This is a genomic window from Legionella nigrisilvae (genome assembly GCF_977063395.2).
This window is the reverse complement of record NZ_CDRUGZ020000043.1, coordinates 37,892-55,415: the sequence shown is the minus strand read 5'-3', so window position 1 is coordinate 55,415 and position 17,524 is coordinate 37,892. Positions and strand designations below refer to the sequence as shown.

The window sequence follows — 17,524 nt, the reverse complement described above, 5'->3', positions numbered from 1 at the left end:
AACTTCATTTAAATTCTTAACCTTATGGACCAAAAATTTTTTAAGATGTACGATTTAACGGCATCTAAAGAAAATACTCTAAAACGATTTTTTAATTATTTTCCCGAAAAAGAATTCTGGCGATTTTTTGTGGAACGCAGTAGATATGATTTTAGAACTGAATTGTATCGAAAATTGTTTGCTAAAATGAATGGGGTATCAGAAGAAAGTGCAAAAATAATTCCAGTTTCTGAAATTGAAGAGTGTGTAAAAGATATCACTGTTGGACAAGTATATGAGCTTGCAGATAAATTGAATGATCATGAGGCTTTAACCGCTCTAAACAATTTATTTCATGCGCAAAATAGAAAAAGTGAGCGAATTACCTCACTTTTTAACCAACATCAAGCATGGCTGGGGTTTGAGGATAATGAACCAGGCTATTTACTTAATGTAACAAAAGGATTCTGCCTTGTTGTTCAACATGTAATGTCTAATGAACCTTTAACATTAGAGTTCATTAAAGAGCTCCATAAAACCAGTACTCAGGAAGTGAAAAATATGCTCGAGCAAAAATCAGGTGAGTTTCGTAGTTATGGAGCCTCATGGCAAATGGATTCTAAATTGGACTCACTTGAAGGATTAACCGAGACCATTGATTATCTAAAATCAGTTGAGAAAAAAATGGGAATCGCGGGTTTAGATATTTCTATACTAAGTAAAGATGGGAATGAAAACATTTCAAGTTTTCTTACTGAAGATACTCATTTGCTAGCTACTAGAATATGGAACCAGCTAAAAGATGGGGCTATTATTTACTATAATTCTCGAGAAAAAACAGCTTTAGATTCCAGTAAGTTTTTACATTCAGTATGTTCAGACCATATTCTAGAATTAGAAGAAGCATTAAAACACTTTGACTCAAAACAGGGTAAACTGACTGCCATATTTACTTATTTAAAGCATGATGTGCTACATCATCCTTTTCAAGATGGGGTCGGACGTACCTATTCCATGCTTCTATTACAAGATTTATTAATGCGGGAAAATTTTTTGCCAGTCTTAATTCTTAATTCCAATATAATTCCAGGTCACTCCGTTAGAGAGCTCGTAGAAGAATATTTACGAGCAGAGAAGGAAATGGAAAAAATATTAGATGTTCCAGACTATATTTCAAGTCATGAGATGGTAAGTCCTAATGTAGATACAGTAGAGATTTTATCCCGCTTAAGTGCTGAGGAGGCTGGCATTTTCAAAGAAGCTTTTACTTTATTTCAGGAAGTAAAGGGACATTATTTAGAGTGGCATAAAACAAAAGAAGAGGGGAATTCGATTTTTAAGCCTCCTCCAACCTAGATAGAGACAGTGGATAGTGTTTTTTAAGGATTATTTTTACTGCTATAATAATCATATTGAGCTCACGGAGGAGGGTATAATATGTTTACTGGTAATCTTACACCTATTATTTCATTGGTTGCTGGAATTTTAATTCTGCTTATACCACGATTATTAAATTACATTGTAGCTATTTATCTGATTATTGCTGGCATTTTAGGTTTGGGTGTTTTGCATTAAGTTGATAGAAGCGTTCTATTTTAGGTCTTAGTTCTATTCAAGTAGACCTTATAAGACTTTTTATATCATCAAAAGATATTTGTTATTACTCTTCGCTTTTATCCAACTTGTGACCATCTAGATGTCGTTCCGCGCGCTCATTTTCTTGTCTCGCAATCTGCTTATCTTTTTTTGTCCTTCCGAATTTAACGCGATTTTCAGAGGCTGTTTTTTCTTTTTCCAAACGAATTTTGGTTTTTCTCTTTTTATTAAGATTAACAACGTTTCCCATAATAGTCTCTATCAAATAAGGTTGTATATACTATAGCGCATAATACGCGCAAATTATCAAAATACAAAATACGCCTAGGATTTGGAAATTATTTTTGGGCAAAGATAGATTCAGATGAATCTCATCAGTCAAGACTGATTAAATCCTACAATTGTTTTAACTACAGCAGGAACTGTCTTTAATTTATCTCCGGACAGTTCCTAACAAGCTATTGTCATAATTTTGCATTTTCTCTCGGATATCCCTCTTCTTCAAGATACTCCACCTCTGCGGACAGGGGTTCTACGGGGTGATAATCTGGTCCTAACAAACCGTTGCGCGTGGTGTAAGTGGCTTTTCTCGTTGGCATGATTCGCAATCCATGAAGATTCATGTCGACCAAGAATTGAGTCAACACTTGTTTTGCGAAGGGATTGGCCGGACAATGTCTTGGCCCTGCGCCGAATGAGAATAAATCCTCATCGCCTTCAAGCCATCTTTCGGGTGAAAACGATCGATTTGGTCCCTGCATAGGTCGAAAAAGGAACATCAACATTTCACCTTTTTGAAATGATACAGTTTCTCCGTTAATATTAACTTGAAAAGGTTTGAGTACCGCTCGAGGAAAATTGGGAATAGGAGTTGCTTGCCATAATGCTTCCTGAACGACTGCGCGCACATAGGGTAACTTTGTCATGTGTTTGTATGTGAATGGTTCTGTCCCCAAAACCCGAGTGATTTCCTCATACATCTTATCTGCCACATCAGGTCTTTGACTGAGTATATCCAACATGTAAAACATCGTCGCACCTATATTCGAGGAGGCGAAAATTGTAAGAGGCCCGTGTTCTCGTATAAATCGATCCTTTTCGATAAGATCCCTCACAATCTTTGCTTGTGGATTGTGTTCATCAAAGTGGGTACATTCATCAAAATTCATCTCCGGATGTAATTGTTCGGCACGAAATATCCCCAAATCCCATATGTAATTATTCCCTTTGCAAATGTTTTCAATATTTGCAAAAAGAAGTTTTTGGGCAATATCAGCCATCGCTCTGCTTGTTACCCGAAAGTCAGCTCGTAAACTTGGATGGGCTAAGCGGCTTAAGGGATCCATACTTGCTTTTGTAATTAGACGGGTTGCATCCATGAAAATTTTGTGAGTATCTGGTGGTAAAGCTGACAGATCATGGGTGCCTACAAAACATGCGGCAATGCAACCTATTGTATGCCATGCCACACAGGCATAAAGGTCTTCAAAGCCTCCATTGGATGCCAGTTGCATCGAGTCAAAGGTACGATTGTTTACTTCTGCGATTTTTTTGAAATTTATGGATCCACGAGCAATGGTGTTCAAAAAAACTTTGCGCGGTTCAGAAGCCGCCACTCCATCTTCCGCGAAAAAAACCCTTCCTACCATATGAGTAAAAGGTTCAAGGATATCTCCCCGGCCAAGCTCTGGATGTTTTGTCAGTAGTTCTTTTGCAATTTTGCCATCAGTTACCATATATACGCATTGGGTTCCAATGTAAATTTTGAAAAACTTTTGTTTTGTACGTGCGGCCATCTCATAAAAGAAAGGCGAAGCTCCCTGATCAAATAAACGCCCTAAGTTACGCCACCCTTGTTGGTGTTGGGGTAACGCTTTAGAAGATGTCTCTGCCTCGGATATTTCGGCCAATGCTTCATGCGGAGATGTTGCTGTATTTTGGGAATAGGGACATGTATTTGTATTTTTCGGGTTAAATAATTTCGCTTTCATTTTTGATTCTTCCTTCAATTATTAAAAAACTAATGTTTTTATTTGGTCGAATCCATAAAGTCTATGATCGATGTTTCTATCGATGATTTATGCTTCTAAAATTAAAAACTTTGTTTTTTAAAGCAGGTAATAACATAAACATACATTATTTTCTATAACCGGCTGATTATTAATTTGATTATGAACTTTCTCTTTATTATTTAAGCTGACTGACTATAAAACTGCACACTATTAAATCATCCTATAGGGTAGATAGATGCATTAAGTTAGTAGTACGACTTCCATTTTGCATTCTTCCGTCTTAATTTTTAGTGACTGTTCGCTATTTTTGCGCTGTGTCGATAGGAAAAAAAATCATAAAAATGATGAATGGAACATTTTTTTGCTGCAAATCTGGATAAAATACTGTACAATATATGACTAATTTTTATCCATTAACTTTAATAAGAGCGCTATGACTGATTTAAACCTTTATAGAAATATTGGTATCTTCGCCCACGTGGATGCCGGAAAAACCACTACGACAGAACGTATCCTTAAGCTCACTGGTAAAATCCACAAGATTGGTGAAGTTCATGATGGTGAATCAACAACCGATTTTATGGTACAGGAAGCGGAGCGGGGTATTACCATCCAATCAGCTGCAGTCAGTTGCTTCTGGAAAGGTCATCGCTTCAATATTATCGATACCCCAGGACACGTGGACTTCACAGTAGAAGTATATCGTTCACTAAAAGTTCTCGATGGTGGTATCGGGGTATTCTGTGGTTCTGGCGGCGTGGAACCTCAGTCTGAAACCAATTGGCGTTATGCGAACAATTCAAAAGTATCTCGTTTGATTTTCGTAAACAAGCTGGACCGAATTGGCGCCAACTTCTTGAAGGTAACCGAGCAAATTAAAAAAGTATTAGGTGCCCATCCACTAATTATGACATTGCCTATTGGCTTCGAAGACAGTTTCGTAGGTGTTGTCGATTTATTAACTCGTCAAGCCTATGTTTGGGATGAATCTGGTCAGCCTGAAAACTACAAAGTTACTGACATACCAGCCGATATGCAGGACGATGTTGAAATGTATCGCGCGCAATTAATTGAAACAGCGCTTGAAATGGATGACGAACTGTTAATGGCTTATCTGGAAGGAGAGGAACCCTCAATTGAAGAAATTAAACGTTGTATCCGTAAAGGTACTCTGGAATTAACATTCTTCCCAACTTATTGCGGTTCGGCCTTTAAAAATAAAGGAATGCAACTATTATTGGATGCAGTAGTTGACTATTTACCAGCTCCACATGAAGTTAATCCACAACCTTTGACTGATGCTGAAGGTAAACCAAATGGCCAATTCGCTATCGTCTCTCCAGATGAGCCATTCCGCGCCTTAGCATTTAAAATTATGGATGATCGTTTTGGTGCTTTAACGTTCGTACGTATTTATTCAGGAAAATTGAATAAAGGGGACACGATTCTTAATTCCTTCACCGGTAAAACGGAACGTGTTGGCCGTATGGTTGAAATGCAAGCTGATGAGCGTATTGAATTGCAAAGCGCTGAAGCAGGGGACATTATAGCGATTGTGGGGATGAAAAACGTTCGAACCGGTCATACTCTTTGCGATCCAAATCACGAGTGTACACTGGAAGCGATGGTTTTCCCTGAGCCCGTTATTTCTATTGCAGTCACGCCAAAAGATAAAGGCGCTACTGAAAAAATGTCTATTGCTATTGGTAAGATGGTTGCAGAAGATCCCACATTTAGAGTGGAAACTGATCAAGATTCCGGTGAAACCATTCTCCGTGGCATGGGTGAATTACATCTTGATATTAAGGTGGATATTCTCAAACGTACCTACGACGTTGAATTGATAGTTGGTCAACCCCAGGTTGCTTACCGCGAAACCATTACTAAAGCAGTTCAAGACAGCTATACCCATAAAAAACAATCAGGTGGTGCGGGTCAATACGGTAAAATCGACTACACAATTAGTCCAGGCGAGCCCAACACTGGATTTACTTTTATCACATCTGTTGTGGGTGGAAACGTTCCCAAAGAATTCTTCCCTGCAATTGAGAAAGGGTTCCGCTCAATGATGGACTCAGGTACTTTAGCAGGTTTCCCTGTATTAGATGTTGTAGTGGACCTGACTGATGGTGCTTACCATGCCGTTGACTCTTCGGCAATTGCATTTGAGATCGCGGCAAAAGGTGCATTTCGACAATCAATACCCAAAGCTGCTCCACAATTACTTGAGCCAATCATGAAGGTTGATGTTTATAGTACGGAAGACGATGTGGGTAACGTGATTGGTGACTTGAACCGTCGTCGAGGTATGATCTCAGGCCAAGAACCGAGTGCAGCTGGCGTCCGCATTAAGGCTGATGTTCCTCTTTCAGAAATGTTTGGTTACATTAGTACATTGCGTACTCTGACCTCTGGTCGTGGCCAATTCTCAATGGAATTCTCTCATTATGCTGCTTGTCCAAACAACGTAGCTGAAGCAGTTATTGCTAAAGAGAAGGAAAAGAAAGCTGCAGCTATGGCGTAATATAGCCTGTATCATTAAAAAAGCTCCATCAGAACAAACTGATGGAGCTTTTTTTTAGTCCAAATAAACGAGTAACCTTTAAGGAGAATCTCAAAGGGGTTACTTTTCAATGTAGCACCTATTTATAAAAATTGTGCGTCTGCGAGCAAATAGTCGAAATGTGACTTAGTTTACCAAACTATAATTTTAGAGATTTAGGAGTTGGTTGCCGAGCTGAGTTCGACTTTGAAGTATTGTTGAAATTTATGTTTTCCAGATCCACTACTAATTTTGAATTTTTATTTCCAATTTGATTTATAAATGGACAGATAATATACTAATTAAAACAAATACCTCAGGTATCTTATATGCAAGAGAAATCGGATTTAGTTTATCCTTCCTGTTATTATCAAATTGATCGAACAGAAGCTGAAAAACGGCTTAAAAATATGCCGTTTAGAACGTTCGTATTACGTCCAAGTAGTCAAAAAGATGCAATTGCGGCAATGAGTATCGTTGTCAGAGGGCGAGATAATCAAATCAAGGTCACCCATTTTTTAGTGAACAAAAATCCAGAGGACAATACCCTTATATTGCAAAATCACCAGGGTTCTTACAAAGATCTGACCACAATGGTAAATAGACTTCTAGTTCGACATTGGATTCCTTTTAATCAAATTGAAGCGGTAAAGGGAAGAGATAAATTACCTGGATGTTCGCTACTATCGCTAAATTGGAAGCAATTGGAGCTTAATGAAGAGCAAATTAAAAATGCCTTAAAGGATAAAAAAATTGGAACATTTGTTTTCTCACTGGGGAAAGAAAATGGCGAATATCCTTGGGTTATGAGTTTAAAAATCAGTACGTTTACTTATCTTGATTTTGGTATTTATATTAAAAAAAATGGTTTCTGTGAAAAACCACTTCTGGATCCCTTGGGAAACAAATCTATAATTGAAATTCCAAAGTCACTAGATGAAATCATCAGCTTAAATGCAGGCAAATACTTTGTAGATGAAGTCACTTATAATTCTGCTAAAGGCGAACTTATAAGTTTACCCATCTTTACAGAGCCCTTTAAACTTAAGAAAACAACAATTCAAAGTTATATTCATTCAACTGAAACAGGTGATTTAGATCAAATAAAGCAACTTTTTGGAACCTTGTCTAAGATTCAAAAAAGGGCACTGTTAAAACTTCCTTTTTACATTAAATTAAACTCAGCTGAACGAGATTTTACCCAAGGCTACACCGCGAAACCGATTGATTTAGCATCACATCAGGAAATAAAAGATTTTTTAACCAAAGAAGAAGAAAAAGTAAATAATTTAACACCCAATGCGCTTATGGGGTTGTTTAAACAATATGCGCTACCAAAAGATTTGGCTAAGCAAATTGCTGAGTACTTGGATTTTAGCGATGGATTGCATCTATCTCAAATAAATAAAGAAGCGCACGAGACAACGAATCCTGGGGTAGAGGAGAATAATAATCCCAAGCATTGAACGAGCTAAGCTAGTTGTTGAGTACACATGATATTCCTTGTATGCACGAGCACTTATAAAAATCAGATTAAGAGCTTTTTCGAGTCGCTGTTTCATTTGAGCCTTTTGAAGCTCTGTAAAGCATATTTGAGTCTTAATCTAGGTCTGGATGCTTGGGAGTGAATATAAGAGCCTATTGTAATACAGATTGGTTCGGAAGGAGATGCTGTCGCAATAAAAAACAGGCGTGTTTGGACAGGCAATAATAAACTCTATAATTAGCATCCAATTTATTTCAATTTTTCTAATAAAATAATATCAGTGCCACGGATTTGTGATATTTTTTTTACGCTAACTGATGTTTGCTGGAGTATGCTTTGTATCTCAGAAAATAAATCCAGCCCATGATGTTTTAATGAGCGTAATAAAAAATATGCCTTCCCTTTGTCAGCGAGCGAATTTTCCAGTGCTCTAATAAAACTCTGAAAAGAACTATCTAAATAAAATCTACAACGATTTTTAAATTGGGAAGGAGAGAGAACTCCGTGTTCTGGGTGGAAATAGGGGGGATTGCTGACGATCAAATCAAATTTTTCTTCCCATTTCTTTTCACATAACTCATCATAATTTAAAAGTTGCCAACGAAATTTCAATTCGGGTCGATTAATGTGGGCCAAGTTATAAAAAAAGTATTCGGTATAAACATCCTGAATCTCAATAAAATCAATCTGCCGGATTGCAGGTAGATGCCATGATAATTCGAACCCAATGACACCGCATCCTGCACAGAGATCTAATACTCGTAGCGAATCAATATCGGTATGAGATTTCAATTGTGCTGCGACAAATTTGGCAAGATAAATTGAATCAAGACTGAAATGATATTCGTCAGGTTGCTTGTAATTATAAGTGAAATCTATATTCAGTTCGTTTTGCATAAATCATTTTGAATTATTTTTCGCAATTATAGCCCTAATGAGCTTTATTTTGTCTATTGTTCCCTACTTATATTCATGTTGATGGCAGATAATGGGTTGTTAAAGATGAATAATGTGACACTGCTTGCGAAGAAGCAATGGCTCAGTGATTATTTGGCATTAGGTAAATTGTAGCTTACTGGTTTCAACATCATATTCATAAATTTTATAAGAACCCACTATACCTATTTTTTTTGAGCAACGTAGCTCTTTAGATTGAGTAACACTATAAATAAAGTTTGCCAACTCATTGATATTTTACTCTTTCCCTTTACCGTACTGTTCCCTTAATGCTAGTTGCTCTTCAGAAATTTGATGCGGCGCTCCATCATTTCCCAACCACCAATCTAAGGAAAAGGTACTATACCAAGATTGGTAAATGATAAATGTTACTGATTCTTCATTAAGTAATTTTTCAATAACAAACGTATGGTAGTCCTTGCCTATTTGGAGTAGAAATAACCTATCGTCGCGTTGATTGTTTATAAGTCGTTCTTGCATTACCTGTTGAATAAAATATAAACTTGTGAATTGCTCTGGCTTTTCAAATCCTTTTTGTTTTCCACATAGATAATTTATCAGCTCACGTGCCAGATCCTTACAATAATGTTTTTTGAGTTTTCCATCCCTTATTCCTTCTTGTACTCGATCTAATGTACTTTTTGCACTTAATTGCTCGTAGGTATTATCTAAAAAAAATCGATGCATGGTTAAAATATTAAGTCTGGTGCTAAACTCTTATCATTTTATATTAATTTTCTAGATTGTAGCGATCAATATGGAGGCAAACTGCTTTAATTTTGGTTGGATAGAAATAAATAAGACGCTACATTCCTTTTATCTAAATAAATCTGGATTGGTTTATACTTGATTAAGAGTACGTCTTAGAGAGATCAATCCCCGGGGATAGGTCTTGCATTGCTGTTTCAAGTTTATCTAATACCGACTCTATACCATATTCTGAAGCCTCAAAGATTAATCCAGAGAAAACTGCTTTTTTTGCCTTAAATAGATTGGTGGCAACTTCATCTCGAATCATTTTGCTCTTTTTTGACTCAAGCGCTTTAAGAGCCTGAAAATATTCTTGCATCTCTATGCTGGGATTAATATATTTTACTCCTTCATTAATAAGATTTTTTGTCGTGAATTGAAACATTTCATAGTTCATTGCTTGTCGATACAGTGGATCGGCAGCAATATTCTGACAACTTTGTAACAATGCCAGGAGGTTATTAGCAGTCAAATGAATATCTTGCTCGATAGTTAACGAGACGAGCGTTGTCACATCCTTACAAAAGGCATTGAGTCCTTCTAATATACTAATATTTCCTTGCTTATCAAAATCCGCCCATTTACTAAATGTTCTTACTTGTTGATGAGCCCCATTGAGGACCTTTTCTATCCATTTAAATTCATAGGCGTCAATTTCCTGTTGTGCACCCGCTCTATCAATAGTCAGTAAGATCTTACTATGTACTCGTTGGTGCTCTCTACCCACTCCTTTGATGGATGTTTCTTTGTGCGTTAGATATGCATTTCTTTCATGGCTAGGTTTTATAAATTGCTCATGTACTACATTTTTATTGGCAATCACATCAATATATAACCCATGGTCATCAAGTAGCTTTTTTTGTAATTTTTTAGCAAATCCTAATCCTTCGCATATACTCATTACCAGTGTCAACCGGGGTATTACATTTGGATTTTTAAAATCTGGATTTGTTAGGAGTTTTCCAAAATAGATAGCAACATCATTTAAATCATATATTTTTGCATCGCCTTGTTGTTTATCAAGAACCATATCGACTAATTCTTCTCTCCCATGAGCCGAAAAATATATTTTACTACGGTTTGTAATCGGTCTAGGAAAGAAATCAGGATTCTGCAACGTTTTAAGATCACACCCATCTGGTAGTTTCACGAGTATTGTCGGGCTTTCATGAATGATAAGTGTATCAATATTTGCCGTAATTTGATCTTGAGTCAAATTGATGTAAATGAGTTTATCATATTTGGTATCCATGACAGAACTCCATAAGTGATTCCGTATATTCTTAGAGTATAGCTTTTATAGAGCTGAGTAGTTTAACGACTGTCTTGGAACAACTCGTTTAAGACAGTCATCTTTGCATTGTCTCTAAGGCTACTTACCAAGGCTGCATTTTGAAAGGAGATGGAGTGAAAATTTTTTGTTCCTTCTCATTCATTTCATACTCCTCTCCTGTAGAGGGGAACGGTTTAAGTTCCATTGAGCGCGGATTAGGGACAGCGCTCTGATCGTTCTTAAGTTTGTCCTTTACCTGTACTTTAGGTAGTAAATTATTCGCTAATCCTCTAATAAATTCATCGTATATGGCCAATGTTGGCATAGTAATACGAAGAGAAGTTATAGTACCTTCTTTGTCTAGAGAAACCTGTGCACAGGCCTCTGCAAGATGATGTTCTTCTGTAAACTTATGGAAGTCTTTTATAATCACTTCGAGGAATTTTTTTAATTCTCTTCTTTGTTCTTCAGTTAATGAATTATACTCACAAAGCAACTTAATAGTTAGCGTTTTTGATTCGCGATCATTGTCAACCAACAATCGACCTTGAATGATTAATTCCTCAATTATTTTCGAGTCAAAACGTTGTTCATCTAAAGGTTCTAAATCAGAATTGCCTATCAATTCATCAGTAGTGATAACTAATTTACGTGGTTTAGTTAAAAAGTTATCTTCACCAGGATTTGCTTTTTTTTCAGATGCCTTAATAGAAGTAGCATCACTATTCTCACTGCTATCACGGTTAGCTCCATGACCCGAGCAAACGCGCTTTGGTGCTATTTCTTTAAAACAAACCCGACAACGTACCTTTGCTGCTTCCTCAGCAGCTTCTTTTTTTTCTGCTTCTTTTCTAAATTGTTGTAAAGCGAATGCTATAGATGATGTTTTAGGTTCATTGGCTATTATGGATTCAGCAACAGGTTGATATATTTGGTTAGTTTTTTTCATGAGAATACTCCGGTACACGTTCATAATGATAATCTGAATAAATATTGATTATTTATTTGTTAGTATACCGATTTAATAAAAATCAATTGTATATAAAATGTACATTCGATATTGGTTTGTTTGCTTCCCTCCGTATATCTATGTAAAACTTACCAAAGAAAAGATTTCAAAAATTCGTTTCAATTTGTTTTATAGAGGCTGAGACAAAACCAATGAAAGATAAATCAATATTGCTTGTGGAAGATAATATTAAGCTCGCCAATTACCTTAAAGAAAGCTTACAAGAAGCCGGTTATGATGTCTCTATCGAAAAACGTGGAGATAAAGCGGTCTATCGCATTATCCGTGAGCAACCTGCTTTAGTACTATTAGATATCATGCTACCTGGAATGAATGGGGATCAAGTATGCCACACCATTAGAGAAGAATATTTAGGAAAAATACTCATGTTAACAGCAGTTCATGATATTGAAAGCGAAGTATCCTCTTTAAACCTTGGAGCAGATGACTATTTAACCAAACCTTTTGCAGACGAAGTTTTAAAAGCAAGGATAGAAGCTTTGTTACGTAGACCTAATTTAGTTAATAATCAAAATCAATTTCAATTTGGAAATTTTTCTATCAATTTTAGTACTAAAAGTGTATCTCTCTTTGGAAAAGAAATTTCAATAAGTACAACTGACTTTGAAGTTCTTGCTTTGTTGGTAAAGAATCATGATAGGCTGCTTAGTAGAGATAGTATTATGTATGCTCTTTCTGGGCACGAATATGATGGGGTTGACAGAAGTATTGATTTAAAAATATCACGTTTAAGAAAAGCATTAAATGATAATAGTAACAAGCCTTATCGTATAAAAACAATTCATAAAAAAGGATATGTTTTTGTATCAGAAGCTTGGGTATAGAGGGTTAATTGCAGTAAAAACAACAGCTGTACAATTTATATACACTTCGCTCAAGAATTCTTGATAAGATTAAAACATCAAATTTATTTTTAAGCGGAATTCGACAATATGGCTACTCCTCCTTTAATGATTGCACTACAGCTGATCGCTCAAATTGGTCATGTTCCATCTGTTAGTTATGGTTGTGTTGAAACTTCAAATCACGATGAGCATGAGTTTATAAGAACCTCAATATCTGTTGGCAAAAAATCTACCGACTCTGGAATGGATGTAGATGATAAAACTAGGTTTCCAGGATCTTCGCTTAGTAAAATTGTTTTTACTTATTTAGTGTTGCAGTTGGTCAAGGATAAACACATCGATTTGGACGAACCATTATATAATATACTCCAATATAAGCGATTCTTAGTGGCTGGAGAGTACCCCACAAAAGCGAAGGAATTAACGGCTCGACATGTATTATCGCATACTACAGGTTTGCCCAATTTTGGAGGAAGTTTATCTTCCACCCTTATTTTTGACCCTAAATCAGAGTTAGGTAAGGGATACTCTTATTCAGGCGAGGCTTTTCTGTACTTGCAAAAAGTCATAGAAACCAAAATGGGTAAAGATTTAGAGATGTTGGCTAAAGAATATGTTTTTGATCCCTTAGAAATGGAGCGTTCTACATTTATACCCCCCCTTAAATCCGACACCAATGTGGTAAGTGTTCATACTGAGCTAGGAAAACCGGTTCCAATTTATGTGGGCGACCCTTCTGTTAACGCCGCTGGATCGTTATTGACCACGGGTGAAGATTTTTCGAAATTCATCGCTGGCTGGTTAGAGAATATAGATGATCCCATCCTAAAGCAGGCATTTGAACCCAGGAGTACGGAGGATCTAATGACTTGTGGCTTGGGCTGGCATCTATATAGACAAAAAGACGAACTAGTAGCCTATCAATTTGGTGAAAACCCTAATACGCGAGCTTTTATTGCGATCAATGTAACCACTAAAAAGGGAGCCGTTTTTTTTACCAATTCAGAAAATGGAATGAGTATTGCAAATCAGGTGTTCAATTCCCAAGCTTTAGTACGAATTGGCACCCTGCAAGAGCTTTATAAACACTTACATTATGCTCAAAGCGACGAACCTGGGTGGCAGGAAACAATTTTAGGAAAAATTGCTGAAGTTGATGGTAAATTTGAAGAGGCGAGAGGTTATTTTGAAAGGGCCGCTGAGGTTGCACCCACAGACGAAACCAAATTACGACGTCTACAATGGTTTAATGCGATACATGATCTTCCATTAGAAAAAGAATTTACTACCTCCTTGAAGGCTTTTGTTGGAAACTATGAGAATCGTTATAACGATGATGTGGAAATGTCCATACGAGAGGGGAGTTTGATCTTCAAGCAATTTGATGAGGAGATTAAATTGATACGAATAACTGAGACTGATTTTTTGCCAGAAAAGGACCAAACGTTCAAAATAAGATTTGATGGAGAAAAAATGAGCATTAGTTACGTGCACGGGGGGTTGGATAAATGTTTATCCAAAAAGGCTTCACCAAAATCTCTATTGACCTATAAGGAGGAAATGCAACAATTGAGAGAATCTCAGCCTGGTTATCTCAGCGCAGAAACAAAATCCCAATTTTATTTATGATATAAGAGGCAAGAAGGTAGCGTACTAAAAATTTAGCTGATAGGAACTGATTCTAAAGTCCCTAATCCTGCATTCATTTCTAATGATTAAACGTTTCGTCTTGGTAGCTCAATTGTAAATCGAGCGCCTTTTAGTATAGGAGAGTGTGTAGCGAAGACTTTTCCTGAATGAAGAGTAAGAATTTTTTTTACAATAGCTAATCCTAAACCAATATGTTTATCGCCAATTTCGATGTTTTCAGCAATGTTGTATTCAGAAAAAATGTCATTCATGCTCTCATTTGATAAGCCAGGACCATCATCATCTATGTGAATATAAATATGATTATTATCCTGCGAGAGGGTCACAGAAATATTTTGTACTGCAAATTTCATGGCGTTTGTAATCAAATTAGTAACCGCATGTTTTAAAATATTTTTATCGATACATGCTTCTAAATAATTTAACTCATTAGTATGTAATGTAATTTTAAATCTGGATAAAGAATAAGGTTCTAATAACTCTCTTAACCAGACTATCATATTTGTGCTAGATGGTTTTAATTTTAATTCGCTGGAATGCATTTTTGAGTAGATCAAGAAGGTGCTGACGATGCGGTTCATATTTGCAATATCTTCCTGGATGCTATGCACCTGTTTATTGAGTAATACATCCTCTGTGTTTTTTCTTTTGATACTATCAGTTGCCATCTGTATGGTTGATAATGGTGTTCTAATTTCATGCGCGACAAATCGACACATTTGTTTGTGTGATTCAATCAGATCCTTTAATCGCTCACCCATATGTATGATATTTATATAAAGACCATACAAAACAGAGGTAGCTCCTATTTTCTGATGAAAGTCGAAATTTCCTTCACTAAATTGCTTTGTAATCTGATATACCTTTTTCATATTTTTCACAAAAAGCAGAGAGAAAAATGTAATAAGACAAAGGGAAAAGAAAAAGAAAGCCCATATAAAATAGTACATTACATCACTAATTCTCGTTGTAACTGGCAGATAGCTAAGTGGGCCAATTTTGAGGATTCCACCATTAAAACCATAATAAAAAATACTAATTTGTGAGGAGTTTTGAGATGTTTCAAATACAAGACGCTCTGTTGATAAAGAATTATTTAGGGTGCTGGGCAAGAGGTTACTATTGGGTTGATAAACATGGAGTGGAAAGCCATATATCTTTTCTAATTTTAATAGTTCTTGATCCCAGTTATTTTTGGGTTTTAATAATAAATATTCCACGATTTGTTTTAAAGTAGGGCTCATGTAATGAAAAATAACTTGGGCTGGATCTGAAAAGTAATAAGATAATGCATAGGATGTATTACCAATTTTTTTTAATGCTGTATGTTGAACAAGAACCAGGTTGAGAAATTGATACGTTGTACCGGATAAGTAAATTATCTGACCTCGATTTAATTGGTTTTTCTGGTTAGAGGTAAGTTTTAGACGGTCGATTGGTATAAGGTGAACATGATTATCAGTCTTGTTCTTTATTATCCCATCCCAGTTTGATTCTGGGGTATTAATAAGTTCATATTCCAAACTAGTTAAAAGTCCTTGTGACATTGTTTTTCCGGCATTAATAACAATATCTGTCTCAACTGACTTTAAATATTTAAAAAAAGCTAAAGCAAAAATTAAAAAAATTCCAAAGAACGCGGTCAAAATTTTAATATATACATTAAATTTCATTACTAAGCACTCTACGTGTTGAACGAGTTGTTTGTGGCGCAAACGCCTCGCCAATAAAATAGAGTGGTCGTTTTTGATTCATTTTTGGTTATATCCAGGTTTATATTATATCAATCTTATAATTAGCCTAATGGTGAATCAAGAATCTATCGATTGTATACAATGATGAGACGATGAATTTGTGGTGCCAGAAACCCAACCGATCTTTTGTTTATTATCGGGAATATGCTCTTCTATGCGTTTAATCATGTAGGGGAAAAACGGATTGGATGAAAGTCGAAGGATGGAATCTAAACTCATGATGAGGACATTTCGTTCACCACGCGAAGCCGTTGTTCCTAATTGGATGCCATATTTTTTTGAATCTGGAAAAAGTCCATATAAACTGTCGGTTACCGGAAAGGGGATGGCAACATGTGACAACGAGTAAACATCGGGAGGATAGGCCAATCCTATAGGTGAGACATGTTCATGTACTGTTCCAGCTTCAGTGACACGCTCGACAGCATCAATACTGTCGAAACTTGCATTGGTGATGATTACAGTGCGAAATTTTCGTGGAGGCGCATTTAAAAGCTTTATCACTGCTGTATCTGCGGAAGGACGTAATAACAGACCTAATTTAGCAGCGCGATTCAAATCAAATAATACTAATTCACTACCATTTGCAGGAAGGTTTGCATAAAAAGCAGTAATTATTGCATGTGTACTCACGGTAAAATCCATTACAGACTGGAACGTCAATACTGGTGGAAGTTCTATAAGTCGATCTTCCTTGGCAAGGCGTACTATTTGTTGTTGTAATGCGGCAGTTAGACGATGAGACTGGCGTGCTCCATTGACCGGAAAAGAGTTGTATTTAAATGGATTGAACTCAGGAAGGATACTGAGCCAAGCGGCTTTTGCAAAAGGAGGTAAGATAGCCGGGAGAGCAGCAAATCCAACGAAGCGAGCGAAGCGCGTGATTCCTATCATAGGTGAAATTAGGATAATTTTATCGGGTCGTGTTAGCTGTTTGTTTTCAAGAGAATCAAGAGCGTACTTTAAAGCCAGTGCGCCGCCATTCGAAAAACCTATGAGATGAAGAGGTTTTGAGGACCCTATGCGTCTTCGTGCTTCTCGTACGGCTAGCCTGGTGGCCGCTAACCAATCTTCCCATTTAACATCTGTGAGCGCAGCAGGTACTGTGCCATGAGCAGGTAGTCTGATAGCAATAACAACATAACCATGAGCTACATATCGTCTGGCAATATGGCGCAGACTATAAGGTGAGTCCGTTAGTCCATGTAAAAATACAGCTGCTCCAATAGCGGTACCCCGGGGTTCAATTATATAGGAGTGATTCCAATCAGTGGAAAATTTTTTCGGATAAACTGGGCTTCCAGAGAAATATCGATTTATTGGAACACGTTCTTTACTCTTTAATTGTTCAGTGACTTCGATCCGTACAGCATCAAAAAGGGCATCTTCTATTCTTATATATTGAGCCCAATTAAGTTTATCCAGTTCTTGGGCATGTTTTTCTTTTGGAACGTAAGTATGCCATAACTCTAGGGCCGGTCCCCGTTGTGAATCGAATATCCTTAACCCAAGCAAAATTAAAAGAGCTAAGCAGACAAACTTAATTACCGACTTAAATAATTTAAATAATCTAGCTCTCATTGATGGGCTCTTTTAATACTCACACTTAAGATTTTTAGGATACCATTTAGTTTTAATAAAGTATCCTCA

The 17,524-nt window shown here is 36.6% G+C and carries 14 protein-coding genes; 6 read left to right on the top strand and 8 right to left on the bottom strand.

Going from position 1 to position 17,524, the window contains the following annotated elements; all coding sequences use genetic code 11:
- Nucleotides 1-45 precede the first annotated feature (45 nt).
- Together ACWTE2_RS30725 and ACWTE2_RS30720 are read left to right on the top strand one after the other, a co-directional pair.
- The gene (locus ACWTE2_RS30725) at nt 46-1,335 is read left to right on the top strand and encodes a hypothetical protein (protein ID WP_454785750.1); all 1,290 of its coding nucleotides are present in this window, start codon (nt 46-48) and stop codon (nt 1,333-1,335) included.
- Between the two features lie 81 nt (nt 1,336-1,416).
- Nucleotides 1,417-1,554, top strand: coding sequence for a DUF3096 domain-containing protein (locus ACWTE2_RS30720; RefSeq protein WP_182393470.1), 138 nt, complete (start codon nt 1,417-1,419; stop codon nt 1,552-1,554).
- Nucleotides 1,555-1,639: 85 nt separating this feature from the next.
- Here the strand turns inward: ACWTE2_RS30720 and ACWTE2_RS30715 are convergent, their stop codons facing one another.
- Entirely contained in the window at nt 1,640-1,825 is a 186-nt protein-coding gene (locus ACWTE2_RS30715; protein WP_454785749.1) for a DUF4169 family protein, read from the bottom strand.
- 214 nt (nt 1,826-2,039) lie between these two features.
- Nucleotides 2,040-3,566: a cytochrome P450 gene (locus ACWTE2_RS30710; RefSeq protein WP_454785748.1), complete on the bottom strand. Its 1,527-nt coding sequence runs from the start codon at nt 3,564-3,566 to the stop codon at nt 2,040-2,042.
- 454 nt (nt 3,567-4,020) lie between these two features.
- Between ACWTE2_RS30710 and fusA the strand changes: the two genes are divergently transcribed.
- Both fusA and ACWTE2_RS30700 read left to right on the top strand, forming a co-directional pair.
- Entirely contained in the window at nt 4,021-6,111 is a 2,091-nt protein-coding gene (gene fusA, locus ACWTE2_RS30705) for an elongation factor G (protein WP_454785747.1), read from the top strand.
- Between the two features lie 347 nt (nt 6,112-6,458).
- Nucleotides 6,459-7,595, top strand: a complete 1,137-nt coding sequence (locus ACWTE2_RS30700; RefSeq protein WP_454785746.1) for an SH2 domain-containing protein — start codon at nt 6,459-6,461, stop codon at nt 7,593-7,595.
- Between the two features lie 269 nt (nt 7,596-7,864).
- Here ACWTE2_RS30700 and ACWTE2_RS30695 read toward each other — a convergent pair whose 3' ends face one another.
- The 4 genes from ACWTE2_RS30695 to ACWTE2_RS30680 all read right to left on the bottom strand — a co-directional run bounded on the left by ACWTE2_RS30695 (nt 7,865) and on the right by ACWTE2_RS30680 (nt 11,544).
- Nucleotides 7,865-8,512, bottom strand: coding sequence for a methyltransferase (locus ACWTE2_RS30695; RefSeq protein WP_454785745.1), 648 nt, complete (start codon nt 8,510-8,512; stop codon nt 7,865-7,867).
- 297 nt (nt 8,513-8,809) lie between these two features.
- On the bottom strand, nt 8,810-9,259 hold the full coding sequence (locus ACWTE2_RS30690; RefSeq protein WP_454785744.1) for a hypothetical protein: 450 nt from the start codon (nt 9,257-9,259) through the stop codon (nt 8,810-8,812).
- 163 nt (nt 9,260-9,422) lie between these two features.
- Nucleotides 9,423-10,574, bottom strand: coding sequence for a hypothetical protein (locus tag ACWTE2_RS30685; protein WP_454785743.1), 1,152 nt, complete (start codon nt 10,572-10,574; stop codon nt 9,423-9,425).
- A 124-nt stretch (nt 10,575-10,698) separates the two neighbouring features.
- Nucleotides 10,699-11,544 carry a hypothetical protein gene (locus ACWTE2_RS30680; RefSeq protein ID WP_454785742.1) on the bottom strand — a complete coding sequence of 282 codons (846 nt, stop codon included), beginning with the start codon at nt 11,542-11,544 and terminating at the stop codon, nt 10,699-10,701.
- 212 nt (nt 11,545-11,756) lie between these two features.
- On the opposite strand from ACWTE2_RS30680, the gene ACWTE2_RS30675 reads away from it, so the two are divergent.
- Complete coding sequence (locus ACWTE2_RS30675; protein WP_454785741.1) at nt 11,757-12,449, top strand: response regulator; 693 nt, start codon at nt 11,757-11,759, stop codon at nt 12,447-12,449.
- Between the two features lie 108 nt (nt 12,450-12,557).
- A complete protein-coding gene (locus ACWTE2_RS30670; protein ID WP_454785740.1) occupies nt 12,558-14,099 on the top strand; it encodes a serine hydrolase domain-containing protein in 1,542 nt (513 codons plus the stop codon).
- Nucleotides 14,100-14,185: 86 nt separating this feature from the next.
- On the opposite strand, the gene ACWTE2_RS30665 is transcribed toward ACWTE2_RS30670, so the two are convergent.
- Nucleotides 14,186-15,793, bottom strand: a complete 1,608-nt coding sequence (locus ACWTE2_RS30665) for a sensor histidine kinase (RefSeq protein WP_454785739.1) — start codon at nt 15,791-15,793, stop codon at nt 14,186-14,188.
- 138 nt (nt 15,794-15,931) lie between these two features.
- Nucleotides 15,932-17,455, bottom strand: a complete 1,524-nt coding sequence (locus ACWTE2_RS30660; RefSeq protein WP_454785738.1) for an alpha/beta hydrolase — start codon at nt 17,453-17,455, stop codon at nt 15,932-15,934.
- Nucleotides 17,456-17,524: the final 69 nt, after the last annotated feature.

Bases quoted from the DNA above. Each gene is read 5' to 3' on its own strand.
- ACWTE2_RS30725 (WP_454785750.1), top strand. From the start codon at position 46: ATGTACGATTTAACGGCATCTAAAGAAAATACTCTAAAACGATTTTTT.
- ACWTE2_RS30720 (WP_182393470.1), top strand. From the start codon at position 1,417: ATGTTTACTGGTAATCTTACACCTATTATTTCATTGGTTGCTGGAATT.
- ACWTE2_RS30715 (WP_454785749.1), bottom strand. From the start codon at position 1,825: ATGGGAAACGTTGTTAATCTTAATAAAAAGAGAAAAACCAAAATTCGT.
- ACWTE2_RS30710 (WP_454785748.1), bottom strand. From the start codon at position 3,566: ATGAAAGCGAAATTATTTAACCCGAAAAATACAAATACATGTCCCTAT.
- fusA (WP_454785747.1), top strand. From the start codon at position 4,021: ATGACTGATTTAAACCTTTATAGAAATATTGGTATCTTCGCCCACGTG.
- ACWTE2_RS30700 (WP_454785746.1), top strand. From the start codon at position 6,459: ATGCAAGAGAAATCGGATTTAGTTTATCCTTCCTGTTATTATCAAATT.
- ACWTE2_RS30695 (WP_454785745.1), bottom strand. From the start codon at position 8,512: ATGCAAAACGAACTGAATATAGATTTCACTTATAATTACAAGCAACCT.
- ACWTE2_RS30690 (WP_454785744.1), bottom strand. From the start codon at position 9,259: ATGCATCGATTTTTTTTAGATAATACCTACGAGCAATTAAGTGCAAAA.
- ACWTE2_RS30685 (WP_454785743.1), bottom strand. From the start codon at position 10,574: ATGGATACCAAATATGATAAACTCATTTACATCAATTTGACTCAAGAT.
- ACWTE2_RS30680 (WP_454785742.1), bottom strand. From the start codon at position 11,544: ATGAAAAAAACTAACCAAATATATCAACCTGTTGCTGAATCCATAATA.
- ACWTE2_RS30675 (WP_454785741.1), top strand. From the start codon at position 11,757: ATGAAAGATAAATCAATATTGCTTGTGGAAGATAATATTAAGCTCGCC.
- ACWTE2_RS30670 (WP_454785740.1), top strand. From the start codon at position 12,558: ATGGCTACTCCTCCTTTAATGATTGCACTACAGCTGATCGCTCAAATT.
- ACWTE2_RS30665 (WP_454785739.1), bottom strand. From the start codon at position 15,793: ATGAAATTTAATGTATATATTAAAATTTTGACCGCGTTCTTTGGAATT.
- ACWTE2_RS30660 (WP_454785738.1), bottom strand. From the start codon at position 17,455: ATGAGAGCTAGATTATTTAAATTATTTAAGTCGGTAATTAAGTTTGTC.